This window comes from Mesorhizobium sp. NFR06, assembly GCF_900115245.1.
Lineage (GTDB): Bacteria > Pseudomonadota > Alphaproteobacteria > Rhizobiales > Rhizobiaceae > Mesorhizobium.
Genome location: NZ_FOVT01000007.1, coordinates 15,886 through 41,182 on the forward strand (window position 1 = coordinate 15,886; position 25,297 = coordinate 41,182).

Annotated in this window: 26 protein-coding genes and 1 tRNA gene; 6 read left to right on the forward strand and 21 right to left on the reverse strand. The window is 63.5% G+C overall.

From position 1 onward, the window contains the following. Positions 1–9 precede the first annotated feature (9 nt). The 4 genes from F3H96_RS14375 to F3H96_RS14390 all read right to left on the reverse strand — a co-directional run bounded on the left by F3H96_RS14375 (position 10) and on the right by F3H96_RS14390 (position 3,175). Entirely contained in the window at positions 10–1,575 is a 1,566-nt protein-coding gene (locus F3H96_RS14375; protein ID WP_149802401.1) for an amidase family protein, read from the reverse strand. Further along, complete coding sequence (locus tag F3H96_RS14380; RefSeq protein ID WP_149802402.1) at positions 1,575–2,033, reverse strand: GNAT family N-acetyltransferase; 459 nt, start codon at positions 2,031–2,033, stop codon at positions 1,575–1,577. The genes F3H96_RS14375 and F3H96_RS14380 overlap by 1 nt, the downstream gene beginning before the upstream one ends. A 3-nt stretch (positions 2,034–2,036) precedes the next feature. Beyond that, on the reverse strand, positions 2,037–2,324 hold the full coding sequence (gene gatC, locus F3H96_RS14385) for an Asp-tRNA(Asn)/Glu-tRNA(Gln) amidotransferase subunit GatC (RefSeq protein WP_149802403.1): 288 nt from the start codon (positions 2,322–2,324) through the stop codon (positions 2,037–2,039). A gap of 143 nt (positions 2,325–2,467) precedes the next feature. Further along, positions 2,468–3,175, reverse strand: a complete 708-nt coding sequence (locus F3H96_RS14390) for a metal-dependent hydrolase (protein ID WP_149802404.1) — start codon at positions 3,173–3,175, stop codon at positions 2,468–2,470. A 109-nt stretch (positions 3,176–3,284) separates the two neighbouring features. Between F3H96_RS14390 and ruvX the strand changes: the two genes are divergently transcribed. Then, positions 3,285–3,767, forward strand: coding sequence for a Holliday junction resolvase RuvX (gene ruvX / locus F3H96_RS14395; protein WP_149802405.1), 483 nt, complete (start codon positions 3,285–3,287; stop codon positions 3,765–3,767). Here ruvX and F3H96_RS14400 read toward each other — a convergent pair. From F3H96_RS14400 to F3H96_RS14410, 3 genes are all read right to left on the reverse strand, one after another. Beyond that, the gene (locus tag F3H96_RS14400) at positions 3,709–4,050 is read right to left on the reverse strand and encodes a DUF6105 family protein (RefSeq protein WP_149802406.1); all 342 of its coding nucleotides are present in this window, start codon (positions 4,048–4,050) and stop codon (positions 3,709–3,711) included. The genes ruvX and F3H96_RS14400 overlap by 59 nt on opposite strands. Then, entirely contained in the window at positions 4,050–4,607 is a 558-nt protein-coding gene (locus F3H96_RS14405) for a hypothetical protein (protein ID WP_149802615.1), read from the reverse strand. Before F3H96_RS14405 ends, F3H96_RS14400 begins: the two co-directional genes overlap by 1 nt. Before the next feature lie 156 nt (positions 4,608–4,763). Continuing rightward, complete coding sequence (locus tag F3H96_RS14410) at positions 4,764–6,392, reverse strand: DNA alkylation response protein (protein WP_149802407.1); 1,629 nt, start codon at positions 6,390–6,392, stop codon at positions 4,764–4,766. A 178-nt stretch (positions 6,393–6,570) separates the two neighbouring features. Here F3H96_RS14410 and F3H96_RS14415 point away from each other — a divergent pair, with 178 nt between their 5' ends. The 4 genes from F3H96_RS14415 to dprA all read left to right on the forward strand — a co-directional run bounded on the left by F3H96_RS14415 (position 6,571) and on the right by dprA (position 10,592). Then, complete coding sequence (locus tag F3H96_RS14415) at positions 6,571–7,536, forward strand: aspartate carbamoyltransferase catalytic subunit (RefSeq protein ID WP_149802408.1); 966 nt, start codon at positions 6,571–6,573, stop codon at positions 7,534–7,536. Further along, positions 7,533–8,819 (forward strand): dihydroorotase, encoded by a 1,287-nt coding sequence (locus F3H96_RS14420; protein WP_149802409.1) that lies wholly within the window; start codon positions 7,533–7,535, stop codon positions 8,817–8,819. The genes F3H96_RS14415 and F3H96_RS14420 overlap by 4 nt, the downstream gene beginning before the upstream one ends. A gap of 67 nt (positions 8,820–8,886) precedes the next feature. Continuing rightward, positions 8,887–9,468 (forward strand): glycerol-3-phosphate 1-O-acyltransferase PlsY, encoded by a 582-nt coding sequence (plsY, locus tag F3H96_RS14425; RefSeq protein ID WP_149802410.1) that lies wholly within the window; start codon positions 8,887–8,889, stop codon positions 9,466–9,468. Continuing rightward, positions 9,465–10,592 (forward strand): DNA-processing protein DprA, encoded by a 1,128-nt coding sequence (gene dprA, locus F3H96_RS14430; protein ID WP_149802411.1) that lies wholly within the window; start codon positions 9,465–9,467, stop codon positions 10,590–10,592. The genes plsY and dprA overlap by 4 nt, the downstream gene beginning before the upstream one ends. 30 nt (positions 10,593–10,622) lie before the next feature. On the opposite strand, the gene F3H96_RS14435 is transcribed toward dprA, so the two are convergent. From F3H96_RS14435 to F3H96_RS14445, 3 genes are all read right to left on the reverse strand, one after another. Further along, the gene (locus tag F3H96_RS14435) at positions 10,623–11,768 is read right to left on the reverse strand and encodes a hypothetical protein (RefSeq protein WP_149802412.1); all 1,146 of its coding nucleotides are present in this window, start codon (positions 11,766–11,768) and stop codon (positions 10,623–10,625) included. A gap of 84 nt (positions 11,769–11,852) precedes the next feature. Continuing rightward, positions 11,853–12,059: a hypothetical protein gene (locus F3H96_RS14440; RefSeq protein WP_244620014.1), complete on the reverse strand. Its 207-nt coding sequence runs from the start codon at positions 12,057–12,059 to the stop codon at positions 11,853–11,855. 122 nt (positions 12,060–12,181) lie between these two features. Then, positions 12,182–12,257, reverse strand: a tRNA-Lys gene (locus F3H96_RS14445). Positions 12,258–12,544: 287 nt separating this feature from the next. Here F3H96_RS14445 and F3H96_RS14450 point away from each other — a divergent pair. Next, a complete protein-coding gene (locus F3H96_RS14450; RefSeq protein WP_149802414.1) occupies positions 12,545–13,009 on the forward strand; it encodes a BA14K family protein in 465 nt (154 codons plus the stop codon). A gap of 108 nt (positions 13,010–13,117) precedes the next feature. Here F3H96_RS14450 and F3H96_RS14455 read toward each other — a convergent pair whose 3' ends face one another. The 11 genes from F3H96_RS14455 to F3H96_RS14505 all read right to left on the reverse strand — a co-directional run bounded on the left by F3H96_RS14455 (position 13,118) and on the right by F3H96_RS14505 (position 25,239). Further along, positions 13,118–13,588: a DUF6882 domain-containing protein gene (locus tag F3H96_RS14455; RefSeq protein WP_149802415.1), complete on the reverse strand. Its 471-nt coding sequence runs from the start codon at positions 13,586–13,588 to the stop codon at positions 13,118–13,120. A gap of 34 nt (positions 13,589–13,622) precedes the next feature. Continuing rightward, positions 13,623–15,116: a glycerol kinase GlpK gene (gene glpK, locus F3H96_RS14460; protein WP_149802416.1), complete on the reverse strand. Its 1,494-nt coding sequence runs from the start codon at positions 15,114–15,116 to the stop codon at positions 13,623–13,625. A gap of 89 nt (positions 15,117–15,205) precedes the next feature. After that, complete coding sequence (locus F3H96_RS14465) at positions 15,206–16,933, reverse strand: ABC transporter substrate-binding protein (protein WP_149802417.1); 1,728 nt, start codon at positions 16,931–16,933, stop codon at positions 15,206–15,208. 81 nt (positions 16,934–17,014) lie between these two features. Next, the gene (locus tag F3H96_RS14470; RefSeq protein WP_149802418.1) at positions 17,015–17,302 is read right to left on the reverse strand and encodes a DUF2160 domain-containing protein; all 288 of its coding nucleotides are present in this window, start codon (positions 17,300–17,302) and stop codon (positions 17,015–17,017) included. A gap of 3 nt (positions 17,303–17,305) precedes the next feature. Beyond that, a complete protein-coding gene (locus F3H96_RS14475; protein WP_149802419.1) occupies positions 17,306–18,214 on the reverse strand; it encodes a carbohydrate ABC transporter permease in 909 nt (302 codons plus the stop codon). Between the two features lies 1 nt (position 18,215). Then, the gene (locus F3H96_RS14480) at positions 18,216–19,082 is read right to left on the reverse strand and encodes a sugar ABC transporter permease (protein ID WP_149802420.1); all 867 of its coding nucleotides are present in this window, start codon (positions 19,080–19,082) and stop codon (positions 18,216–18,218) included. After that, a complete protein-coding gene (locus tag F3H96_RS14485) occupies positions 19,083–20,150 on the reverse strand; it encodes an ABC transporter ATP-binding protein (RefSeq protein ID WP_149802421.1) in 1,068 nt (355 codons plus the stop codon). 10 nt (positions 20,151–20,160) lie between these two features. Beyond that, positions 20,161–21,240: an ABC transporter ATP-binding protein gene (locus tag F3H96_RS14490; RefSeq protein ID WP_149802422.1), complete on the reverse strand. Its 1,080-nt coding sequence runs from the start codon at positions 21,238–21,240 to the stop codon at positions 20,161–20,163. A gap of 39 nt (positions 21,241–21,279) precedes the next feature. Beyond that, positions 21,280–22,806: a glycerol-3-phosphate dehydrogenase gene (glpD, locus tag F3H96_RS14495; RefSeq protein ID WP_149802423.1), complete on the reverse strand. Its 1,527-nt coding sequence runs from the start codon at positions 22,804–22,806 to the stop codon at positions 21,280–21,282. Between the two features lie 127 nt (positions 22,807–22,933). After that, complete coding sequence (locus tag F3H96_RS14500) at positions 22,934–23,701, reverse strand: DeoR/GlpR family DNA-binding transcription regulator (RefSeq protein ID WP_149802424.1); 768 nt, start codon at positions 23,699–23,701, stop codon at positions 22,934–22,936. Between the two features lie 125 nt (positions 23,702–23,826). After that, a complete protein-coding gene (locus F3H96_RS14505) occupies positions 23,827–25,239 on the reverse strand; it encodes an aspartate aminotransferase family protein (protein ID WP_149802425.1) in 1,413 nt (470 codons plus the stop codon). Positions 25,240–25,297: the final 58 nt, after the last annotated feature.

Sequence of the window (25,297 nt, forward strand, 5' to 3'; positions counted from 1 at the left end):
GGGACGACGCTACCACCACTTTTCCGGCTGGAACCTACCCGCCGCCTGCTCGATGACATGCGCGGTCTGGAACAGCGTTTCCTCGTCGAACGGGCGGCCGATCAGTTGCAGGCCGAGCGGCAGGCCCTTGCCGTCGAGGCCGGCCGGCACGGAAATGCCGGGAAGGCCGGCCATGTTGACCGTCACGGTGAAAATATCGTTGAGATACATCTTGACCGGATCGGAGGCCATGTCCTCGTCGGCGATGCCGAAGGCGGCCGACGGGGTCGCCGGCGTCAGGATGACGTCCACGCCCGCGGCAAAGACGTTCTCGAAGTCGCGCTTGATCAGCGTGCGCACCTTCTGCGCCTGCAGATAATAGGCGTCGTAATAGCCGGCCGACAGCACATAGGTGCCGATCATGATGCGGCGCTTGACCTCGCGGCCGAAACCGGCGGCGCGCGTCTTCTCATACATGTCGATGATGTCCTTGCCGGGCACGCGCAAGCCGTAGCGCACGCCGTCATAGCGGGCGAGGTTCGACGAGGCCTCGGCAGGCGCCACGATATAGTAGGCCGGCAAGGCATATTTGGTGTGCGGCAGGGAAATGTCGACGATCTCGGCGCCAGCGTCCTTGAGCCAGGCAATGCCCTGCTGCCAAAGCGCCTCGATGTCTTCCGGCATGCCGTCGACACGATACTCCTTCGGAATGCCGACCTTCATGCCCTTGATCGGCTTGCCGATCGCCGCCTCGTAATCCGGCACCGGAAGGTCGACCGAGGTAGTATCCTTCGGATCGACGGAGGCCATCGACTTCAACAGGATCGCGGCATCGCGCACGTCGCGCGCGATCGGCCCGGCCTGGTCGAGCGAGGACGCGAAGGCGACGATACCCCAGCGCGAGCAGCGCCCATAAGTCGGCTTGATGCCGACCGTGCCGGTGAGTGCCGCCGGCTGGCGGATCGAGCCGCCGGTGTCGGTCGCGGTTGCGCCGGCGCACAGGAAGGCGGCCACGGACGATGCCGACCCGCCGGAAGAGCCGCCCGGCACCAGCTGGGCATTGTCCAAGGTCCGCGCGGTCCTCGTGCCGCCGGCGGAGACAAAGCCGCCATCGCCCTGATGCGTCGTCGGCATGACGACCGTATCGACGCGCGAGCGTCGCCACGGATTGATGACCGGGCCGTAATAGGAGGTTTCGTTGGACGAGCCCATGGCGAACTCGTCCATGTTGAGCTTGCCGAGCATGACGGCGCCGTCAGCCCACAGATTAGTGGTCACGGTCGATTCATAGCGCGGCTTGAAGCCGTCCAGGACATGGCTGCAGGCCTGGGTGTGGATGCCTTCGGTGGCAAACAGGTCCTTGATACCGAGCGGAATGCCCTCCAGCGCTCCGCCCTCGCCCTTGGCGAGCCTGGCGTCGGAGGCCTGCGCCATGTCGCGCGCCTTGTCGGCGGTCACCGTCACATAGGCATTGAGCACCGGATTGGCGCTATCGATCGCCGAGAGATAGGCCTCGGTGATCTCGGCCGCGCTGATCTCCTTGCCGCGCAGCTTGGCGCGGGCCTCGGAAATGGTGAGATGTGTGAGATCGCTCATCAGGCAAGGCTCTTTTCGTAAAACACCGACCACTCGGAGTCGGGATAATCCAGCACCGGTCCGCAACGCGAGAATCCGGCGCGCTCATAGACGGTCCAGGCGGCGGGATGCCGATCGCCGGTTTCGAGAACCAGCCGGGCCAGCCCTTCCTGGCGGGCAAGGGCCTCGACTCGTGCGACGATCTCGGCGCCGATCTTGCGGCCACGGTGCGAGGGCCGCGTATACATGCGCTTGACCTCGCCGACCGTATCGTCATGGCGCTTGAGCGCACCGCAGGCAACGGCCAGGCCATTGTCGCGGGCGATGAACACCGTGGTATCCCTGCCGGCCATCTGCTCGACGGTCAGATGATAGCAATGCTCGGGCGGCGTCAGTTCGAGCAGCGCGGCGTTGAGTTCAGCGACCAACTCGCGCACGTCGTCCTGCAAGGGCGTCTCGACGGCGATCTCGACAGCCACGGCCTACTCCACCACCTTCGGAACGAGGAAGAAATTCTCGTCCGTGGCCGGCGCGTTGGCCACGATGTCGGCGGCCTTGTTGCCATCGGTGACGGCGTCCTGGCGCTTCTTCATCTCCATCGGCGTCACCGAGGTCATCGGCTCGACGCCCGTGACGTCGACCTCGTTCAATTGCTCGACGAAGCCAAGGATGGCGTTTAATTCGCCGGTCATGCGCTGGGCATCCTCCTCGCTCACCGCGATACGGGCAAGGTGCGCGACGCGCTTCACGGTCTGAAGATCAACGGACATGTTCTATCGCCTCGGGAAAACCAGTGCGGGCTATAGCGGCGCCGCGCTCAGCGCGCAACATGGATGATGCCGGGTTGACCGGCACACGGATGCTTCGGGGCCGCCTTAGGCGGCGCGGCCCCTATCGCAGAGGGCGAAGCGTCTTAGATGGCGATCGCCTTGCCGATCTGCGGCAGTGCCACCTTGACGCCCGAGCCTTCCATGCCGGCGACGAACTTGTCGGCTGTCTGGTCGATCATTGGGAAGGTGCCGAAGTGGCAGGGAACGACCGTATCGAAGCCGAAAAAGCGCCGACAGGCAAGGGCCGCCACCGCGCCGCCCATGGTGAAGCGGTCGCCGATCGGCACGAGGCCGATCTTCGGCTCATGCAGCTCGTTGATCAGCGCCATATCGGAGAAGATGTCGGTGTCGCCCATGTGATAGAGCGTCTTGTCCTCGGGAAAATGCAGAACGAGGCCGCCCGGATTGCCGAGATAGGTGTTGGCGCCGCCTTCGCCGCCGAAAGAGGACGAGTGCAGCGCCTGGACGAAGGTCGTGGTGAACGGCCCGCAATCGACGGTGCCGCCGATATTGCCTGGATTGATCTTGTCGCCGCCGACGCCCTGCCCGACGAGATACATGCAGATCTCGAAATTGGCGACCAGCATGGCGCCGCTTTTCTTCAGCACTTCGACCGCGCCGCTGACATGGTCGTTATGGCCGTGAGTCAGGAGCACATGGGTCACCCCTTCAGCCGGTCCTTCCCAGCCGCCGCTCCAGGACGGATTGCCCACCAGATAAGGGTCTATGAGAATGGTGGCGTCCTTGGTCTCGACGCGGAATGCCGAATGTCCGTACCAGGTCAGTTTCATGAATGCTTCCTCGATTTTTCTGTTGCCGGAAGATAGAACGCTGTCGGCAAATTGAAAGTGGTGCAACGCCTCAAAAGGATGTGCGCGCCCCGGATGTCAGAGGAAGCAGTTGGGTATTATTTCAATCGAGGAGTTGCCGGAGCGGCTTGCTGCCGGCAAGACGCTTGCCGGCCTCGATCTCGGCGACAAGACGATCGGTGTGGCTGTGTCGGACCGAGGGCTGTCCTTCGCCCATCCGCGCCCGGTCATCTTGCGCAAGAAATTTTCGCTCGATGCCGCCCTGCTGCTGGCTCAGCTCGAGAAGGACAATGTCGGCGCCGTCGTGCTCGGCCTTCCCGTCAACATGGACGGCTCGGAAGGGCCGCGGGCCCAGAAATCCCGCGCCTTCGTCCGCAACATGGCCACGCTTTCCGACCTCCCCTTTGTGCTGTGGGACGAGCGGTTGTCGACGGTGGCAGTGGAACGCACGCTGATCGAGATGGATTTCTCGCGCAAGAAGCGCGCCGGCAAGATCGATTCGGCGGCGGCCGCCTTTATTCTGCAGGGAGCGTTGGACCGGCTTCAGTCGCTCGGCCGAGGTGATGATCACTGATCGTGGCTTGCCGTCGCTGCCTGATCCACTCGGCGATGTTGCGCCGGCGGCGGAAGGCCCATAGCCCCATGAGCAGGAAGAAGTCGAAAATGCAGGTCCGCGCCACCATTCCCGGGATGATCGCCGGATCGATGCCGAGCATCTGGCCATAGAGCTGAAAGACCAGATCGTGCAGTTGCCGGCTCAGCATCACGTAGCCGAAATTGATGTCGTTGAGCGACAGGAAGAACCAGCCCCAGAAGATCGCCATCGGAGCGGCCCACAGTGCGAACAGCGTGCGCATCAGCGGCTGCCTCCAGGCTTGGTCTCCGGACGACCGGATATCCGCGAAAGAAGCGAACCGTGCGCGGCGGCCATCGCCATGCGCGACGCGGTGCGAACATCGGCCTCGTGCAGGTTCATCGCAACGAGGGCGGAGCGGCGTTCGGCCAACACGGCGACGTAGGAGGCAAGCAGCGCCGTCAACTGAATGGCGACGATCATGAACAGGCCGTCGATACCTTGCGCCACGCCGCCGATGAGGATCAGCGAAAGCAGGATGGATGCGGAGATGAAAGCAATCCGCGCCACGCTCTCGCCCGCGTCCGGCCTTGCCGCCGTGTTGAGCAGCGTTTCGACAAAGGCCCAGCAGAACAGCACCGCGACGATCAGGAGCGCGATCGAAAGCGGCGCCACCACGGCGATATTTTCGAGCGCCGGAAACTTGCTGCCCTGGATTGGAAGGCCAAGCACCCCGAGCGCCGTGGTTATGCCACGGCTGCCGGCCATGCAGATATAGGCGAGCAGGGCGAAAACAATCGTCCAATGCAAGGCCAGAAATGAGCTCAACACGTGCCGCATGCGCTTCTCGCTTGGCGGAGAGCGGAAGGTCATGGTTAACCTTTCCCTACTCCAGCGCATGCAGAGTGGGCTTTGCGCGAGCGGCCCGCAATGGAAACCATCTGTTAAGGTTAATGGCCATCCACAGGACGGCAATCCGGCCTGTGGATGACCGGATCAGGTCACCGGCGGATAGAGCGTGTCGATGATCATGCGCGCATCGTGGCGCGAATCGAGCATGCCGTAGGTGGTCCGCCACTGACCGCCGAGCCGGGTCTCGACGAAGGCGTCGGCGATCCGCCCTGCTCCCAATCGGCGAAGTTCCGCGGCGGCGGCGGAAAGCGCCAGTTGCTCCGTCAGTAAGCGCGCCGAGCCCTGGTCGGTTGCGGCGACCTGCATGGCCGCCTTCAGCACGCCGATGGTTCCGCGGCCGCCGGCGCCGAGATCGCGGTCGATGCCGGCCAGCACGTCCTCGAATAGGCCGGGCGCACGGCCGAGCACACGCAACACGTCGAGCGCCATGACGTTGCCCGAGCCTTCCCAGATCGCGTTGACGGGAGCCTCGCGATAGTACCGGGCAAGCGGCGCTTCCTCGACATAGCCGTTGCCGCCAAGGCATTCCATCGCCTCGTAAAGCAGCCCCGGCGCGATCTTGCAGACCCAGTATTTGACGACAGGCGTCATGGCGCGGGCAAAAGCCGCTTCGCCGCGATCGCTCGCCGCCTCGTCGAAAGAGCGCGCCAGCCGGAACGACAGCGCCGTGGCCGCGGCGACGTCGAGCGCCATGTCGGCCAGAACCCGCTGCATCAGCGGCTGGTCGATCAGGTTCGAGCCGGACACCTGGCGATGGCGCGCATGGTGGACCGCCTCGGCGAGGCCCGCCCGCATCAGCGCCGACGAAGCGACCGCGCAGTCGAGCCGGGTCAGCGTCACCATGTCCATGATCGTCTTGACGCCGGCGCCCGGGTCGCCGACCATTTCGCCGATCGCATTGACGAACTCCACTTCCGACGAGGCGTTCGAGCGGTTGCCGAGCTTGTCCTTCAGCCGCTGAAAGCGGAAACCATTGCCGGAACCGTCGCCCAGGATGCGCGGAACGAGGAAGCAGGACAGTCCCTCCGGTACCTGGCCGAGCACCAGGAAGGCATCCGACATCGGCGCCGACATGAACCATTTGTGGCCCGTCAATCGGTAAAAGCCGCTGCCGGTGCGCTCGGCCCGGGTTGTGTTGGCGCGCACATCCGTGCCGCCCTGCTTCTCCGTCATACCCATGCCGAGCGTCAGCCCGGTCTTTTGCACCGGCGGCTTTTGCGTCTGGTCGTATTTGCGTGTCGTCACGCGCGGCGCCCATTCGCGGAAAAGTTTCGGGCTCGCCATCAGCGCCGCCAGCGAGGCGCTGGTCATCGTGATGGGACACAGATGCCCCGTCTCGAGTTCCGCGGTCAGGTAGAAGCGTGCCGCCCTCACCTGATGGCGGCGGCCGATCTCGGCATCGCCGTTTTCCCACACGGAAGAATGCAAGCCGCCTGCAACCGAGCGGCGCATCAATGCGTGATAGGCCGGATGATATTCGACAAGGTCGAGGCGACGGCCCTGTCGGTCATGCGTCCTCAATTTCGGCGTATCGGTGTTGGCGAGGCGAGCGAGTTCCTGCGCCTCCTGCGTCATCACGAACTTGCCGAGAGCGTCGAGGTCCTTGCGCACCGGATCGGAAAAACGCTCGGCGAGTTGGATGAGCAACGGATCGCCCCGCCATGCGTTGCCGCCCGCCAACGGCGGCGGCTGGTTGATCACCTCGTCGGTCACGCCCATTCCTTTAGTTGACAGAAGGGTCCTTATCATCTTCACGGCCGCGAATCCGAAGCCAGTGGGCCTTATAGCCCAAGCCAACGAAGGCGCGCGACGAAAATACCGGGGAGAACGCCGGCAATCCAAAGCTGGCGCTTGCGGCTGGCCGGACCGCACCCTATAGCAGCGCCTTGAGATGACCGACGCTTCATCACTGCCACTTTTTCCTCACCGCCATCTTCTGGGCATCCGCGACCTTTCCCCCGCCGATATCGAGCTGTTGCTCGACCGGGCGGACCAGGCCGTGGCGATCTCGCGGCAATCGGAAAAGAAGACCTCAACTCTGCGCGGCCGCACCCAGATCAATCTCTTCTACGAGGCATCGACGCGCACGCAGTCGTCCTTCGAGCTGGCCGGGAAAAGGCTCGGCGCCGACGTCATGAACATGTCGGTCGCGAGTTCCTCGGTGAAGAAGGGCGAGACGCTGATCGATACGGCCATGACGCTCAACGCCATGCGGCCGGATATCCTGATCATCCGTCACCAATCGGCGGGCGCCGCCGCCCTTCTGGCACAGAAGGTCGGTTGCTCCGTGATCAATGCCGGCGACGGCGCGCACGAGCACCCGACGCAGGCGCTGCTCGATGCGCTGACGATCCGCCGCGCCAAGGGACCGCTGTCGAAGCTGATCGTGGCGATCTGCGGCGACATCCTGCATTCGCGCGTCGCCCGCTCCAACATCATGCTGCTCAACGCGCTTGGCGCGCAGGTGCGCGTGGTGGCGCCATCGACGCTGCTGCCGTCCGGAATCGACCGGATGGGCGTGATCGTGTCGCGCTCGATGGCCGAAGGCCTGAAGGACGCCGACGTGGTGATGATGCTGCGCCTGCAGCGCGAGCGCATGGAAGGCGCCTTCGTGCCGTCGATCCGCGAATATTTCCACTATTTCGGCCTCGACGCCGAAAAGCTGAAGTCCGCCAAGGACGATGCGCTGGTCATGCATCCGGGGCCGATGAACCGCGGCGTCGAGATCGCCTCCGAGATCGCCGACGGGCCGCAAAGCGTCATCCAGGAACAGGTCGAGATGGGGGTGGCCGTGCGCATGGCGGTCATGGAAGCGCTGCTTGATCCGCGCCGCAACCACGAAGGGCGCGGCGAATGAGCGTAACGGTCTTCAGCAAGGCGCACATTGTCGATCCCTCGCGCGGTGTCGACGAGATCGGCAGCGTCATCGTCGATGGCCGCAGGATCGCCGCGGCCGGAAAAGCTGCATTGAACCAGGGCGCGCCGGAAGGCGCCACCGTCGTCGACTGCGCCGGCAAGACGATCGTTCCAGGGCTTGTCGACGCGCGCGTCTTCATCGGCGAACCCGGCGGCGAACACCGCGAAACCATCGCCTCGGCAAGTGTGGCGGCGGCCGCCGGCGGCGTCACCTCCATCGTCATGATGCCGGACACCGACCCGGTGATCGACAATGTGGCGCTGGTCGAATTCGTGCTGCGCACCGCCAGGGACACGGCGAGCGTCAACATCTTCCCGGCGGCAGCGATCACCAAGGGCCTCGAGGGCCGCGAGATGACCGAATTCGGCCTGCTGCGCGAGGCTGGCGCGGTCGCCTACACCGACGGCCGTCACACGATTGCCAATGCGCTGGTGATGCGCCGGGCTTTGACTTACGCCCGCGATTTCGGCGGGGTGGTCGCGCATGAGACCCAGGACGCCGACCTCGCCTCGTCCGGTGTGATGAATGAGGGACTTTATGCAAGCTGGCTCGGCCTGTCGGGCATTCCGCGCGAGGCCGAGCTCATCCCTCTCGAGCGGGACCTGGCATTGGCCCGGCTGACCGGCGGCGCCTATCACGCCTCGAAAATCTCGTGCGCGATGGCGGCCGGCGCGGTGAACCGGGCCAAAACGGACGGCGCCAATGTCACGGCCGGTGTCGCCATCCACAATCTGTCGCTCAACGAGAACGATGTCGGCGAATACCGCACCTTCTTCCGGCTGACGCCACCCTTGCGCGCCGAGGACGACCGGCTGGCGATGATTGAGGCGATCAAGGACGGCACGATAGACGTCATCGTTTCCTCGCACGACCCGCAGGATGTCGACACCAAGCGCCTGCCCTTCGCCGATGCCGCAGCCGGCGCCATCGGGCTTGAGACGCTGCTCGGCGCGGCGCTTCGGCTCTACCACAATGGCGACGTTCCGCTGCTGAGGCTGATCGAGACGCTGTCCACGGCGCCGGCAAGGTTGTTCGGCCTGCCGGGCGGCACGCTCAAGCCGGGCGCGCCGGCCGACCTTGCCGTGGTCGATCTCGACGAGCCCTGGATCGTCAGCGAAAGCGGTTTGCGCTCGCGCTCGAAGAACACCTGTTTCGAAGGCGCGCGGCTGCAGGGCAAGGTCTTGCAAACGATGGTGGCGGGCCGCACAGTGTTTTCGGCCTGAGCATCCAACCGGTGCGGCCAGGCTGTGGCGCGGTCGAGCACGCGCGACAAGAACAGCGGGGGAAACAATGGGTTACGCGATCGCGCTCATCTTCGGCTATCTGCTCGGTTCTGTTCCGTTCGGGCTCCTGCTCACCCGCGCGGCCGGCCTCGGCGATGTGCGCAACATCGGCTCCGGCAATATCGGCGCGACCAACGTGCTGCGGACGGGTAACAAGGGCCTTGCCGCCGCCACGCTGCTGCTCGATGCGCTAAAAGGCACGGCCGCCACCCTGATCGCCGGGCATTTTTCGCCGGACTTCGGGCTTCTTGCAGGTTTCGGTGCCTTCCTCGGCCATCTCTTCCCGGTCTGGCTGGGCTTCAAGGGCGGCAAGGGCGTCGCAACCTATCTCGGCGTGCTGCTCGGGCTTGCCTGGCAAGGCGCGCTGGTCTTCGCCGTCGTCTGGCTCGCAATGGCCTTTCTGTTCCGCTACTCCTCGCTGGCCGCCCTGGCGGCGGCGGTGGTCGTTCCGATCGCGCTCTATCTTAGCGGCACGCCGCAGATCGCCGGCCTGTTCGCGGTGATGAGCCTGATCGTCATCGTCAAGCATCGCGCCAACATCTCGCGGCTCGTCGCCGGCACCGAGGGCAAGATCGGGGCGAAGGGATGAGCGCGCCGGCGGCCGGCCCGCGCCTCAGCGACCGGCAGCGGCTTGCCTGGCTTCGCCTGATCCGCACGCCCAATGTCGGCCCGGCTTCGTTTCGCGAGTTGATCAACCGCTTCGGCTCGGCGGAAGCCGCGCTGGAAATGCTTCCCGAGTTGATGATTTCCGGCGGCGCCACTCGTATCGTCCGTGTCCCCGCCGTCGCCGAAGCCGAAGCCGAGCTCGATGCCGCCCGGCGCTTCGGCGCCCGCTTCGTCGGGATCGGGGAAGCCGATTATCCGCCCTTGCTCAAGACATTGGACAACCCGCCGCCGCTGCTCGCGATCAAAGGCGAAGGGGCGGTCTTCCGCTTGCCGGCGGTGGCGATTGTCGGCGCCCGCAACGCCTCGCTTGCCGGCGTCAAGATGGCGCGCATGCTGGCGGCCGATCTTGGCCGCGACGGCTACGCCATCGTGTCCGGTCTGGCGCGCGGCATCGACACGGCCGCGCACAAAGGCAGCGTTTCGACCGGCACGGTCGGCGTGCTGGCCGGCGGGCTCGATGTCCCCTACCCGCCCGAGAATGCCGGCCTGTGCGACGAGATCGCCGACCGTGGCGGCGCCATCGTTTCTGAGATGCCGTTCGGCTGGCAACCGCGCGCCCAGGATTTTCCACGCCGCAACCGGCTGGTTGCCGGCATGGCGCTTGGGCTGGTGGTCGTCGAGGCGGCGCAGCGCTCCGGCTCGCTGATCAGCGCCCGCCTCGCCAACGAGATGGGCCGGCTGGTCTTTGCCGTGCCGGGCTCACCGCTCGACCCACGCGCCGCCGGCTGCAACGCGCTGCTCAAGGACGGCGTCACGCTCGTCACCGAGGCCGCCGATGTGCTGGGCGCGCTGGCGCCGCTTGCCGGCATCCGCCCTCCAAGAACCGCGCCGCTCGCCGAAGCGCCAGACATGTCGGCCACGCCGCCGCCCGGCGAAAACGAGCGCGCCGATGTGCTGGAGGCGCTCGGACCCACGCCGGTCGGCATCGACGAGATCATCCGCCACACCGGATTGAGCGCCGCGCAGATCGCCATGGTGCTGCTCGAACTCGACCTCGCGGGACGGCTGGAGCGTCACGCCGGCGGGAATGTGTCGCTGGTCGGGTGACCAGGCGCAGGTCCACAGGTTCGGATTTCCCTAACGAAACAGATATTTGGACACTTCCGGATTGCCGCGGCGCCACATGACATTGTCGAGGAAATAGTGGTGCACGTTGATGAAAATCAGCACGATGAAGAAGAACAGCGACGAACCGAGGACTTGGCTGTCGTAGGGGATCAGGGCCGTCAGCACGAACGGGATCAGCCAGAAGCCGAGATAGCCGAGGGCTGCTCCCCCGATGACGAATCCCAAAACCCGCAGCCTGTAACGCGGCCCAAATACCGATAGTATTTTCGGCTCGGGGTCCCGCGCGGCATCCGGGACGTCACGCTCGACATTTGTTTGGTAGCGCCACACCACAGCCAGGTATTGGAGCGAATGGAGCGCCGGCACCACGAGCAGCCAGAGCGGGTTTATCCTGGCAATCAGGATCCAGAGATAGAGCGAGGCGACATAAGCCACGATGCCATTGTAGGGCAGGCCGCCGCCGTTCCTTCGCCAGCGGTTGACCAGCATCAAAAGCGTGGCCGCTGTCGATCCGACGGCCGCCAGAATGGCAATGCCGGTGATCCAGGACGGTGCCACGAAGGTATAATATTGCAGGCCGTAATACTGGCCCTGTGTCACTGCGGCATTCGTCTGCAGCCAGGCCAGGATCCACACAGCATAGCTGTTGACCAGCAGCACCTTCTTGTCCCGGCCGTCGAAGAATTTGCGCTTCAGCACGGCGTCGACCATCAGCATGCCGTAGCCTTGCTTGACGTAGTGCCAGCCGACGAAGAAGAACATCGCGTTGGCCGCAAATCCGAGCAGGCGCGTGTTCGACGTCGCCGCGCCATAGGCAAAGAACAGGGCCATGATCGCCGGAACGACGACTCCGGCGAAAATGTAGCGAAGCTGCAAGCTTCTGTCGTATCCGTCGCCGCGTACCTTCCGCCCGAAGTTGCGGTAGAAAATCTGGTAGGAATGGGCGAAGTGCGGATAGTTCACCAGATAGGCGACAACGACCATCGTCGCGGCCAACGGGCCTTCATAGTCGCGCGGCACGAAAAACAGCACCGGCAGGATCAGAAAGGCGCTGCCCCCGAGCATGAGGAAGTCGGCGACCGGACCGAAGAGATATCTGGAGGGCGGCGCCGTTGCCTTGGAGGCCTGAGCATCTAACGAAAGGTCGAGTGCCATCCTGGAGCCTCCCTCGTAGGCTCCAAGTCTAACCACTGACCCCTTACCGGGACAAGCTTGGCTGCGGCCTTTGGAAGGCCACACTCAGGCCGAGGCGACGAGCGCGATCTTCATCAGCCGTTTTCTGGCCTCTGCCACTCGCCTCTGTTCCGACCTTATCCGACCGCACAGCGCGAGATTGATCCCGACGCCACAGTCTTCGTCCAACATTTCTTTTGCGCGATTGAGAGCAGTCTCCGCGCGCTTGACGCGCTGCCTGGCCTTGGCCAGTTCCAGATTCAATACATCCACTGTTGGCATCCCGAACTGCAGTCCCTTCGAAGAGGGAACAGTCGCGGATAGCCTTCGGTTCCGCCTAGATTTGGCAGCCTCAACCGACTTGAGCTGGTATCTATTTGATTTTTTTAGATAATTGGTGAGCGCGATGGGATTCGAACCCATGACCTACTGATTAAAAGTCAGTTGCTCTACCGGCTGAGCTACGCGCTCCCGCGGGCTCGAAACGCCGCCCTCGAAATTGCGCGGAACATAGGGAGAGTGCCGCGGCCGGTCAACCGGAAAAAGATGGTGCTCAGCCAGAGTTTTCCGGGGTTTTGGAGAATTTAGCGACTGATGGTGCGCCATCCGCCCTGTCGAGACCAACGCCTGCACTCATCCGCCCGGATATTTGGAGAAATCCTCAGAATAACAATGGTTTGATATTCGAACGGGAACCATCGCGGTCATTTTTCCGTTCCCCGCACAGGGACGTCAACCACCCTTCAAGGAGAAGACCAATGAAAAAGATCGTGTCGGGGTTGCTTGCGGCCACTTTGTCGGTTTCGTTCGCCGCAGCCGCGGCGGTGCCCGCCAATTCGGCGCAGGTGTTCGTCCCGCAGGCTTCGCCAGCCTCCTCCAACGTCCAAACCATCGCGGAGCGCGATTTCCGATGGAGACATGGCCATTGGCGCGGCGGTCAGCGTTTTTCGCGCAATGACGGCGGCATCTGGTGGAACGGCCGTCGCGGCTATCGTGAATATCACCGCGGCTATCGCCGCCATGGCGACTATTGGTTCCCGCTGGCCGCTTTCGCGACCGGCGCGCTGATCACCGGCGCCATCGTCAACAGCGAGAACAACCGCGTCTATCGCGGCAACGCGCATGTTCAATGGTGCTATGACCGCTATCGCTCGTACCGCGCCTCGGACAACACCTTCCAGCCTTACAACGGCCCGCGTCAGCAGTGCGTTTCGCCCTACTGACGGCCTCCAGTCAGTACCCAGGGCCGTTGACTGAGCCCGTGCCTCTCGAGCACGGGCTCTCTCGTTGCCATTCGCTGAGCCCAAGATTTAGCTGCGAGTCAGTGCGGGTCAGCTGGCCCAGCTAATGGTCTTGAAGATTAGATAGAGACCTACGCCGTCATCAGGAGGAGAACGGTCGGCTCCACAGGCGTTGCAAATCCGAGTCACTACGGAGGTCAGTTCCCAGCCGAGTGCATTTAGATCATCGTCCTTCACATAGTCTTGGGTCAGCTCTTCAATGCCGTGCTTCTCACCGAAAGATCGAGCTGACTGGGCGTCGATTGTGAATTCGGGAGGCCATTTCGAATTTGCCCAGGCCCAGAGCCAATTGCCGGCTTTGGTGCTCGTAGACCCAGCAATCTGGATTTCCGAGACGACCTTGACGACGCCTTCTTCCGAGAAAAGGAGCTTTCCAGCCTTCAGGTCGTAGTCATAGCGGGACCAACTGCCGAGGCGAAAGTCATCCTGCAAGCGCTTGTTCTTTGTGCGCAGTTGTTCGAACGCTTCTTCGCACCAGGCGGCATACCAGTCTGGATCCATTCTCTCCCTCCGGCACTCACCGCCTGACGGCTGCTTATTGCGCGCTCAGCGTTCTACGCACCGCATCGCGCCATCCGGCCAGCTTCGCCGAGCGCGTCGCTACATCCATTTCCGGCTTGAAGCGCCGGTCCAGCGCCCAGCTCTTGGCGAATTCCTTCGCTTTCGGCCACACGCCTGCCCTGGAGCCCGCAAGCCAGGCGGCGCCCAGCGCCGTCGTCTCCAGGATGGTTGGCCGATCGACCGGCGCGTCGAGAATGTCGGCGAGCCGCTGCATGGTCCAGTCGGAGGCCACCATGCCGCCATCGACCCGAAGCACCGTCTTGGCCGAGGCGCCTTTCCAGTCCTTGCGCATGGCGTCGAGCAAATCGCGCGTCTGGAAGGCAACCGATTCCAGCGCCGCGCGCGCGAACTCGGCCGGGCCTGAATTGCGCGTCAGCCCGAAGACGGCTCCGCGGGCATCCGCGTCCCAATGCGGCGCGCCGAGACCGACGAAGGCCGGCACCAGATAGACCTGCTGCGCGGGATCGGCGGCAGCAGCAAGCGCGCCGCTCTGCTCGGCCTTGCCGATCACCTTGATGCCGTCACGCAGCCACTGCACGGCGGCGCCCGCGATGAAGATCGAGCCTTCGAGCGCGTAAGTGGTCTTGCCATTCAGCCGGTAGGCGATGGTGGTGAGCAGACGATTCCTGGAGCGCACCAGGTCGGCGCCGGTGTTGAGCAGCGCGAAACAGCCCGTGCCATAGGTCGATTTCATCATGCCCGGCTCAAAACAGGCCTGGCCGATGGTCGCCGCATGCTGGTCGCCTGCGACACCAAGGATCCGCATTTCCGCGCCGAAGAGGCTCTTCTCGGTAACGCCGAAATCATCGGCGCAGTCCTTCACCTGCGGCAGGATCGCGGCCGGTATGTTCAGGATCGAGAGCAACTCGTCATCCCAAGCGTTCTTCTCGATGTTATAGACCAGCGTTCGCGAGGCATTGGTGGCGTCGGTGGCGTGCACTTGGCCAGCGGTCAGGCGCCAGATGAGGAAGCTGTCGATGGTGCCGGCGAGCAGCTCGCCCTTTTCGGCGCGCTTCCTCGCCCCTTTCACCTTGTCCAGCATCCAGGCGATCTTGGTGCCGGAGAAATAGGGATCGAGCAGCAGGCCGGTCTTGCGGGTGAATGTCTTCTCGAGCCCCTGCTTCTTCAGTTTCTGGCAGAGCGGCGCGGTGCGCCTGTCCTGCCAGACGATCGCGTTGTGGATCGGCTTGCCCGTCGCCTTGTCCCAGATGACCACGGTCTCGCGCTGGTTGGTGATGCCGATAGCGGCCACATCCGCGGCCGTGCGGCCGGCGGCTTTCAACGCCGATTTCACCGTGGCCAGAACGCTCGCCCAGATGTCTTCCGGATCGTGCTCCACCCAGCCGGAAGCGGGATAGTGCTGCGCGAATTCCTGCTGCCCGGTGCCGGCGACTTTCATCCTGTCGTCGAACAGGAGCGCCCGGGTCGATGTCGTCCCCTGGTCGATAGCCAGCACAAAACCGCTCATTCCGCTCCTCCACTTTCATGCAACAGGGGAGACGGCAACGCCGCCTCCCCTGCATTTCCTACATGGGCGAGCACGCCCACGTCATGCCGTTACTTCTGCCAGCTCTTGACCAGCTCGTCATAGTTGACGGTGACCGGCTTTTCCTTCTCGTTCTCGATCTTGAGCTGAGGAGCGAGATTGCCTTTCTTGACCGCGTCTGCGTTCCAGTAGGCCAGGTCATGCTCTTCGGCCATCTTCGGGCCGATATCGCCCTGGACGCCCGACTTCTCGATGCGGCTCATGACCTTTTCCTGCTCGGCGCAGAGCGAGTCCATGGCTTCCTGCGCCGTCTTGGCACCCGACGATGCGTCGCCGATCGCCTGCCACCAGAGCTGGGCCAGCTTCGGATAGTCGGGCACGTTGGTGCCGGTCGGCGACCACTGGACGCGAGCCGGCGAGCGATAGAACTCGATCAGGCCGCCGAGCTTCGGAGCGCGCTCGGTGAAGCTCTTGTCGTGGATCGTGCTCTCGCGGATGAAGGTCAAGCCGACATGGCTCTTCTTCACGTCGACCGTCTTCGAGGTGACGAACTGCGCATAGAGCCAGGCGGCCTTGGCGCGATCGTCCGGCGTCGACTTCATCAGCGTCCAGGAGCCCACGTCCTGGTAGCCGAGCTTCATGCCGTCCTTCCAGTAGACACCGTGCGGCGACGGCGCCATGCGCCACTTCGGCGTGCCGTCGTCGTTCAGCACCGCCTTGGCGCCGGCGTCGACCATCGAAGCGGTGAAGGCGGTGTACCAGAAGATCTGCTGCGCGACTGCGCCCTGCGCCGGCACCGGGCCGGATTCGGAGAAGGTCATGCCTTGGGCTTCGGCCGGAGCGTAGGCCTTCAGCCAGTCGAGGTACTTCTGGATGGCGTAGACCGAGGCAGGGCCATTGGTGTCGCCACCGCGTGCCGTGCAGGAGCCGACCGGCCGCGAATTCTCGTCGACCTTGATGCCCCATTCGTCGACAGGCAGGCCGTTCGGCAGGCCCTTGTCGCCATTACCGGCCATTGACAGCCAGGCGTCGGTGAACCGCCAGCCGAGCGACGGGTCCTTCTTGCCGTAGTCCATGTGGCCATAGACCTTCTTGCCGTCGATCTCGCGGCCGGTGAAGAAGGCGGCGATGTCCTCATAAGCCGACCAGTTGACGGGAACGCCGAGATCGTAGCCGTATTTGGCTTTGAAGTCGGCCTTGTTCTTCTCGTCGTTGAACCAGTCGTAGCGGAACCAGTAGAGGTTCGCGAACTGCTGGTCGGGGAGCTGATAGAGCTTCTTGTCGGGCGCCGTCGTGAACGAGGTGCCGATGAAGTCCTTCAGGTCGAGGTTCGGATTTGTGACGTCCTTGCCCTCATTCGCCATCCAGTCGGTTAGGTTGCGCACCTGCTGGTAGCGCCAGTGCGTGCCGATCAGGTCGGAGTCGTTGACCCAGCCGTCATAGAGGTTCTGGCCGGTCTGCATCTGGGTTTGGATCTTCTCGACGACGTCGCCTTCCTGGATGACGTCATGCGTCACCTTGATGCCCGTAATGGCGGAGAAGGCCGGCGCCAGCACCTGTGACTCGTACTGGTGCGTGGCGATGGTTTCCGAAACGACCTTGATCTCCATGCCGGCGAACGGCTTGGCCGCGTCGATGAACCACTGCATTTCCTTTTCCTGGTCGGCGCGCGAAAGCGTCGACAAGTCTCCTATCTCTTTGTCGAGAAAGGCTTTTGCCTCGTCCATACCGGCATAGGCGTTGCCCACGCCGAGCAATAGGACAAGGGCGGTCGTGGATGTTAGAAATTGGCGTCGCATGTGTCTCCTCCAGTCTTCGGTTTGTTTCAAGTGCGATCCGTGGCGGCCGCCAGCACGCGGCCGCTCCGGCTATTTCCCCCTCTATACGTATCGGAACACGCCAATGGCGTAGACCACGGAGAGAGCGAGAGCCCACCACAGGTTGGGTCCTATCAGACCCAGCCAAGCGAGATGGATGAAGGCGCTGCCGAGCAGCGACAGGAAAAGGCGGTCGCCGCGCGTCGTCTCGAAGCGCAGCACGCCAATGCGCGGATTGCCGCCGGGCGAGACATATTCCCAAACGCCCATTCCGCAGAGCATCAGCGCAATGACGATGAAGAAGGCGGCCGTCGGCCACGTCCACGCCATCCAGGAGAAGTCGAGGTTCATGGCTTAGACCCTCCCCAGGGCAAAGCCCTTGGCGATATAATTTCGCACGAACCAGATGACCAAAGCGCCGGGGATCAGCGTCAGCACGCCGGCAGCGGCGAGCAGGCCCCAGTCCATACCGGCGGCGGAGACCGTGCGGGTCATGGTGGCGGCGATCGGCTTGGCGGCGGTCGTGGTCAGCGTGCGCGCGATCAGGAGTTCCACCCAGGAGAACATGAAGCAGAAGAAGCAGGCGACGCCGATGCCGCTGGCGATCAGCGGCATGAAGATCTTCACGAAGAAGCGCGGGAAGGAATAGCCGTCGATATAGGCGGTCTCGTCGATTTCCTTCGGCACGCCGGACATGAAGCCCTCGAGGATCCACACCGCCAGCGGCACGTTGAACAGGCAGTGAGCGAGCGCCACCGCGATATGCGTGTCGATCAGGCCGAACGCCGAATAGAGCTGGAAGAAGGGCAGCGCGAACACCGCCGGCGGCGCCATGCGGTTGGTGAGCAGCCAGAAGAACAGGTGCTTGTCGCCGAGGAAGCGGTAGCGCGAGAAGGCATAGGCCGCCGGCAGCGCCACGGCGACCGATATCACCATGTTCATCACCACGTAGGTGATCGAGTTGATGTAGCCCGAGTACCAGGAGGCATCGGTGAAGATGGTGCGATAGTTCGCCAATGTCGGATTGTGCGGGAACAGCGTCAGCGACGAGACGATCTCCGCATTGGTCTTGAAGCTCATGTTGATGAGCCAGTAGATCGGCAGCAGAAGCAGGATGATGTAGATCGTCGGCACGACCCACCACCAGCGCGACTCCTCGCCGCGACGACGCATCAGCTTCGCCACCTCGTCCTGCGACAGCATGCTGCCGACTTCCGTCACCGCCGTCTCGCTCACGCGTGTCGTCTCATTGGCGCTAGCCATCTCAGCGCTCCGCGTCGTAGTTGGTCATCACGGTGTAGAACACCCACGACAACAACAGGATGATCAGGAAGTAGACCAGCGACATGGCGGCCGCCGGACCGAGATCGAACTGGCCGAGCGCCGTCTTGACGAGGTCGATCGACAGGAAGGTCGTCGAATTGCCGGGGCCGCCGCCGGTGACGACGAAGGGCTCGGTGTAGATCATGAAGGAGTCCATGAAGCGCAACAGCACCGCGATCAGGAGCACGCGCTGCATCTTCGGCAGCTGGATGTAGCGGAACACCGCCCAGCGCGATGCGCCATCGATCTTGGCCGCCTGGTAGAAGGCGTCGGGGATCGAGACCAGGCCGGCATAGCAGAGCAGCACGACCAGGCTGGTCCAATGCCAGACATCCATGATGATCACGGTGACCCAGGCGTCGAACGGGTCCTGCACATAGTTGTAGTCGATGCCGAGCGCGTTGATGTAATAGCCGAGCAAGCCGATATCGTTGCGGCCGAACACCTGCCAGATCGTGCCGACGACGTTCCACGGGATGAGCAGCGGCAGCGCCATCAGCACAAGGCAGACCGGCACGCCCCAGCCCTTCTTCGGCATGTTGAGCGCGATGAAGATGCCGAGCGGTACCTCGATCGCCAGGATGATGAAGGAGAAGATCAGGTTGCGCACCATCGCTTCCCAGAAGCGGTCGGAATGCAGCAACTCCTCGAACCATTCGGTGCCGGCCCAGAAGAAGACGTTGTTGCCGAATGTGTCCTGCACCGAATAGTTGACGACGGTCATCAGCGGGATGACGGCCGAGAACGCCACCAGCACCAGCACCGGCAGGACAAGGAACCAGGCCTTGTTGTTCCAGGTCTTGTCCATCTATGCCCCCATCTCGACGCGCCACGAATCGGCATAGATGTTGATCCCCGCGGGATCGAAGCGAACCTTCGGTTCGGCCGGGACCTCGTCGTCCTCGCCGATCACCGCGGCTATCTCCCTGCCTTCAAGGTTGGCGCGCACGACCTTGTGGCGGCCGACGTCCTCGACCTTACTGACCTGGACGGTCATGCCTTCGCGGCCGAGTCGCACATATTCGGGGCGGATGCCGAGCTCGACGGTCCCGGCTCCGGCCTTCGGCACGCCGGGCAGCTCGATGCGCTGCGCGCCGAGCATCGCCGTCTTGCCTTCGAGGGCAACCGGCAGAACGTTCATACCCGGCGAACCGATGAAATAGCCGACGAAGGTGTGGCGCGGCCGCTCGAAGAGTTCCGCCGGCGTGCCGATCTGCACGATCTCGCCGTCATACATCACCACCACGCGGTCGGCGAAGGTCAGCGCTTCGGTCTGGTCATGCGTGACATAGACCATGGTGTAGCCGAAGCGGCGGTGCAGTTGCTTCAGCTGCGAGCGCAGCACCCACTTCATGTGCGGGTCGATGACGGTCAGCGGTTCGTCGAACAGGATGGCGTTGACGTCTGAGCGCACCAGGCCGCGTCCAAGCGAGATCTTCTGCTTCTGGTCGGCGGTGAGCCCGCGTGCCTTCTTCTTCGCCATCGAGGCGAGATCGATCATGTCGAGCGTCTCGCGCACCTTGCGGTCGATGTCGGCCTCCGGGACGCGGCGATTGCGCAGCGGGAAGGCCAGATTGTCGTAGACCGTCATGGTGTCGTAGATGACCGGGAACTGGAACACCTGAGCGATGTTGCGTTCCTGCGTCGACAGCCTGGTCACGTCCCTGCCGTTGAACAGAAGCCGGCCGTGCGAGGGGTAAAGCAACCCCGAAATGATGTTGAGCAAGGTGGTCTTGCCGCAGCCCGACGGCCCGAGCAGCGCATAGGCGCCGCCGTCCTCGAAGATGTGGTGCACTTCCTTCAGCGCGAAATCCGAGTCCTTCTGCGGATTGGGCAGGTAGGAGTGGCGTATGTGGTTGACGTCGATGCGCGCCATCGCTTCCTCCTCAGGCCGCCAGCTTCGACGCCGTCACGGCGCGGCCGTTCTGGTCGAACACCATGATGTGGCGCGGATCGATGAACACCTCGACCTCGTCGTCGGTCTCGAAATCGAGGATGCCATGCGCCAGCATCACCCAACGCGCATCGGCGAAGTCGAGATGAACGAAGCTTTCCGAGCCGGTGATCTCGGTGATGGTGACCTTCGCCCGCACCGGCACCGCACTGGCGTTCGGCCGCTCCAGCGACAGATGATGCGGCTGGAAGCCGATCGTGTAGCTGGCATCAGGAATGCCGAGCGATTCCGGCGGAACCGGCAGCTTGACGCCGCCTTCCAGCAGGAAATCCGACCCCTTCTTGGCCAGCACGATGGCGTTGAGCGGCGGGTCGGCGAAGGTCCGTGCCGTCACAAGATCGACCGGCTTGCGGAACACTTCGATGGTCGGGCCGAACTGGGTGACGCGGCCCTCGGAGAGCGTTGCCGTGTTGCCGCCGAGCAAAAGCGCCTCATGCGGCTCGGTCGTGGCATAGACGAAGATGGTGCCGGTGGTGGCAAAGATCTTCGGCAGCTCGGCCCGCAATTCCTCGCGCAGCTTGTAGTCGAGATTGGCCAGCGGCTCGTCGAGCAGCACCAGGCTGGCGTTCTTGACGATGGCGCGCGCGAGCGCCGTGCGCTGCTGCTGGCCGCCCGACAGGCTGAGCGGCGTGCGGTCGAGATAGGGCGTGAGCTTCAGCAGCGCCGCCGCGTTGCGCACCTCCCTGTCGATCTTGGCCCGATCGGTGCCGGCGACCCTGAGCGGCGAGGCGATGTTCTCGTAGACCGTCATCGCCGGATAGTTGATGAACTGCTGATAGACCATGGCGACGTTGCGCTTCTGCACCGGCAGGCCGGTGACGTCCTTGCCGTCGAACCAGACCGAGCCGGTGGAAGGCGTGTCGAGACCGGCCATCAGCCGCATCAGGCTGGTCTTGCCGGACAGCGTCGGCCCAAGCAAGACGTTCAGCGAGCCATGCCGAAGCGTCAGCGACACGTCGCGGATATGCTCCTGCGCGCCGACCGTCTTCGTCACGTTCCTCAGTTCCAGCATCACGCCTCCTCCCAGGCCTTGCGCATCAGCGGTCGATCTTCATTCCGCCGCAGCGACGTGGCGGCTGCTCAGCCCGCTCATGAATTCTTCCAGGGCCGCCGCCTCCTCGCGGCTGAAATGCAAGCCGCGCTTGGTGCGGCGCCACAGAACGTCGTCGGCGGTGACCGCCCATTCGTTTTCGGCCAGGTAACGAACTTCCGCCTCGAAAAGGTCGGCGCCGAAATTGCGGCCGAGATCGGCGTTCGACTTGGCAAGCCCGAGCAGCTGTTCGGCGCGCGTGCCGTAAAGCCGGGTGAGCCGGCGCGCCAGCCGCTGGTCGAGGAACGGATAGGCGTTCTTCAGCCGGGCGACCTGTGCATCGAAACCGGTGGCCGCAAAATCGCCGCCCGGCAGCGGCGCGTCGTGCGTCCACGGCTTGCCGCGCTTGCCAAGAAAACCTTCGATCTTCTCCAGCATCGATTCCGCCAGCCGGCGGAACGTCGTGATCTTGCCGCCGAATGAGTTGAGCAAGGGGGCCGCTCCCTCCCCGGCTTCGGCCTTCAGCACATAGTCGCGCGTCGCTTCCTGCGCTTTGGAGGCGCCGTCGTCATAGAGCGGGCGCACCGCCGAGTAGGTCCAGACTATGTCGGAGCGATTGACCGGTTGCGCGAAATATTCGCTTGCCGCGGCGCACAGATAGTCGATCTCGGCGTCGCTGATCTTCACGTCATGCGGATCGCCGGGATAGTCGCGATCGGTGGTGCCGATCAGCGTGAATTCTTCCTCGTAGGGAATGGCGAAGATGATGCGGCCATCCTTGTTCTGAAAGAAATAGGCGCGCGGATCGTCGAACTTCTTGCCTATGACGATGTGGCTGCCCTGCACCAGGCGGACGTTGTGGACGTCGTTCTGGCCGACCGCCGTCTGCAGCACTTGATCGACCCAGGGGCCGGCGGCGTTGACGAGAAGCCTGGCACGAACCTCTCCGGTTTCACCGGTAAGCACATTCTGCACTTTTATGATCCAAAGCCCGCTGTCCCGCCGCGCGCTGACGACCTTGGTGCGAGTGCGGATGGTCGCGCCGCGGTCGGCCGCGTCGCGGGCATTGAGCGCCACCAGGCGGGCATCGTTGACCCAGCCGTCCGAATATTCGAACGCCTTGCGAAACAGTGGCTTCAGCGGCTTGCCGGCCGGATCGCGCGCCATGTCCAGGGTCTTCGTCGGCGGCAGCAGCTTGCGACCACCGATATGATCGTAGAGGAACAACCCGAGCCGGATCAGCCAGGCGGGCCGCTGCCCCTTGGCGTAAGGCAGCACGAAGCGCATCGGCCAGATGATGTGCGGCGCGTTCTTCCACAGCACCTCGCGCTCCATCAGCGCTTCGCGCACCAGCCGGAACTCGTAAAATTCGAGATAGCGAAGGCCGCCATGGATGAGCTTCGTCGAGCCTGACGAGGTGCCGCTGGCCAGATCGTTCATCTCGGCGAGGTATACTGAAAATCCGCGGCCAACGGCGTCGCGGGCGATGCCGCAGCCATTGATGCCGCCGCCTATGACGAAAATGTCATGGATCGGAGATGCGTCCAAAGATTCCTCCAACGATTTCGCATTGCACCACTTTTGTGTTTTTACGAAACCGTGACGGAATTATTTCGAACTCAAACCGAATGTCAAACGAAATATCACTGCCGTGTGAGACAGCCGTGATACGAGCCTAATCGAGCGCCGTCTCGATCAGTCGGACCTCGGTCTCCTCGCAGATCTTACGGATCGAAGCAATTTCGCAACGATCTGTGATGAAGGTATTCACCTGCGAGAGGTGGCCGATCCGAACCGGCGCCGTGCGCTCGAATTTGGTCCGGTCGGAGACCAGAATGACGTGGCGGGCATTGGCGATGATGGCCTGCGCCACCTTCACCTCGCGGAAATCGAAGTCGAGCAGCGCGCCGTCATGGTCGATCGCCGAAGCGCCGATGACGGCGTAATCAACCTTGAACTGGCGAATGAAATCGACCGCCGCTTCGCCGACGACGCCGCCGTCGGAGCCACGCACCACGCCTCCGGCGATCACCACCTCGATCGTAGGATAAATGCGCATCCTGTTGGCAACATTGATGTTATTGGTGATGACCATGAGCCCGTTATGGCCGAGAAGCGCCTTGCTGACGGCCTCGGTGGTGGTGCCGATATTGATGAACAGCGACGCATTGTCGGGGATCAGCCGCGCCGCCGCGCTACCGATCGCCTCCTTCTCCTCGGCGGCAATCTTGCGCCGCGCCTCATACTCCATGTTCTCGATGCCGGACGGGAACAGCGCGCCGCCATGGATACGGGTCAGCAGGCGCTGATCGCAAAGATCGTTGAGGTCCTTGCGGATCGTCTGCGGCGTCACATTGAAATGCGTCGCGAGGTCATCGACCAGAATCCGGCCATGGTCTTTCGCCATCTGGATGATCTCGGCATGTCGTGGCGAAAGAAACATCGCGCGTCCTCCCGTTTTCGTTTTTTCCGTCTATACCGGAAAACGAAAGCGAAGAAAAGGCATAAGCCGGCTAACGAAAATCACCTGATTGCAAAAGGCAAACCCATGCGTAACACGTCTCCTCTTCAGGACGGGCGTCGGGCAATTTCGGTTATGACGTCGAACGCCGCGTCGACATCGGCTGCCGTCGACTCGAACTGCCCGGCCTGGAAGCGGATCGCCACGCGCCCGTCGACCCGCGTTTGCGTCAGGTAAATGCGGCCATCGGCATTGATGGCATCGACCAGGCGCAGATTGTGCTCGTCAGGGTCGATGCCGGCTCCCGCGCGATGCCGGAACGAGAAAAGCGACAGCATCGGCTCGCTGCTGAGCTCGAAATCCGCTTCCTTGGCCAGCCGCGCGGCAAGCCCTTCGCTCCAGGCGACATGGTTGCGGATCATTTCACGCAAGCCCTCAAGACCATGGGCGCGCAGCAGGAACCACAGTTTCAACGCGCGGAAGCGACGCCCGAGCGGCACCGACCATTCCGAATAGTTGATGATACCGTCATGACCTCGGGTCTTCAGATAATCCGGCTTGATAGCCAGCGTGCGCACCAGGTCTTCCGGCTGGCGCACGAACTGGATCGAGCAATCGAACTGGGCGCCTAGCCATTTGTGGGGATTGAAGACGATCGAGTCGGCGCCTTCGACGCCGGCCCAGAAATGCCGGTATTCCGGACAGATCATCGCCGATCCCGCCCAGGCCGCGTCGACATGCAGGTAAAGCCCATGCCGCTTCGCGACCGCGGCCACCGCCGCGATGTCGTCCGTGCCGCCCGTGCTCGTGCCACCGACGCAGGCGATGATGCCGGCAGGCAGCATGCCGGCTTTGCGATCGGCAACGATCGCTGCCTCCAGCGCCGCCGTGTCCATGGCGCGGAAGCGCCCGCTAACCGGGATGCGGACGAGATTTTCCTCGCCGATGCCGGAGACCCAGATGGCGCGGTCGATCGATGTATGGACCTGGTCGGAGGAATAGACGCGCAACCTGCCCTGCCCCGCCAAGCCCTTTTTGTTGCCCTGCCAGTCGAGTGCCCGCTCGCGCATGGTCAGCACCGCGGCAAGCGTCGCCGACGAAGCCGAATCCTGGATGACGCCGGAAAAGCCTTCGGGCAGGCCGAGCGCCTGTCGCATCCAGTCGACGATGCGTGTCTCGAGCTCCGTCGCCGCCGGCGAGGTCTGCCACAGCATGCACTGCGCGGCCATCGCCGAGACCAGATACTCCGCCACGACAGAAACCGGCGCCGCATTGGCTGGAAAATAGGCGAAGAAGCGCGGATGCTGCCAATGCGTCATGCCCGGCACAATCTTGGCTTCGAAATCGGCGAAGATCTTCTCCATCGGCTCGGGCATTTCGGGCGGCGAGGCCTCGATGCTCCTGAAAATCTCCCCCGGCGCGATTGCCGGCCGCACCGGGCGGTCGCGCAGTCCGGCACGGTAATCGGCGCCCCAGTCCGCCGCCCGCCTCGACCAGTCGCGGAATTCCTCATTGTCCATATTTACCTCCCAGCGGCGCTCCGACGCACCGGCAGCCTGACTGCTCCGTTTTTGATTA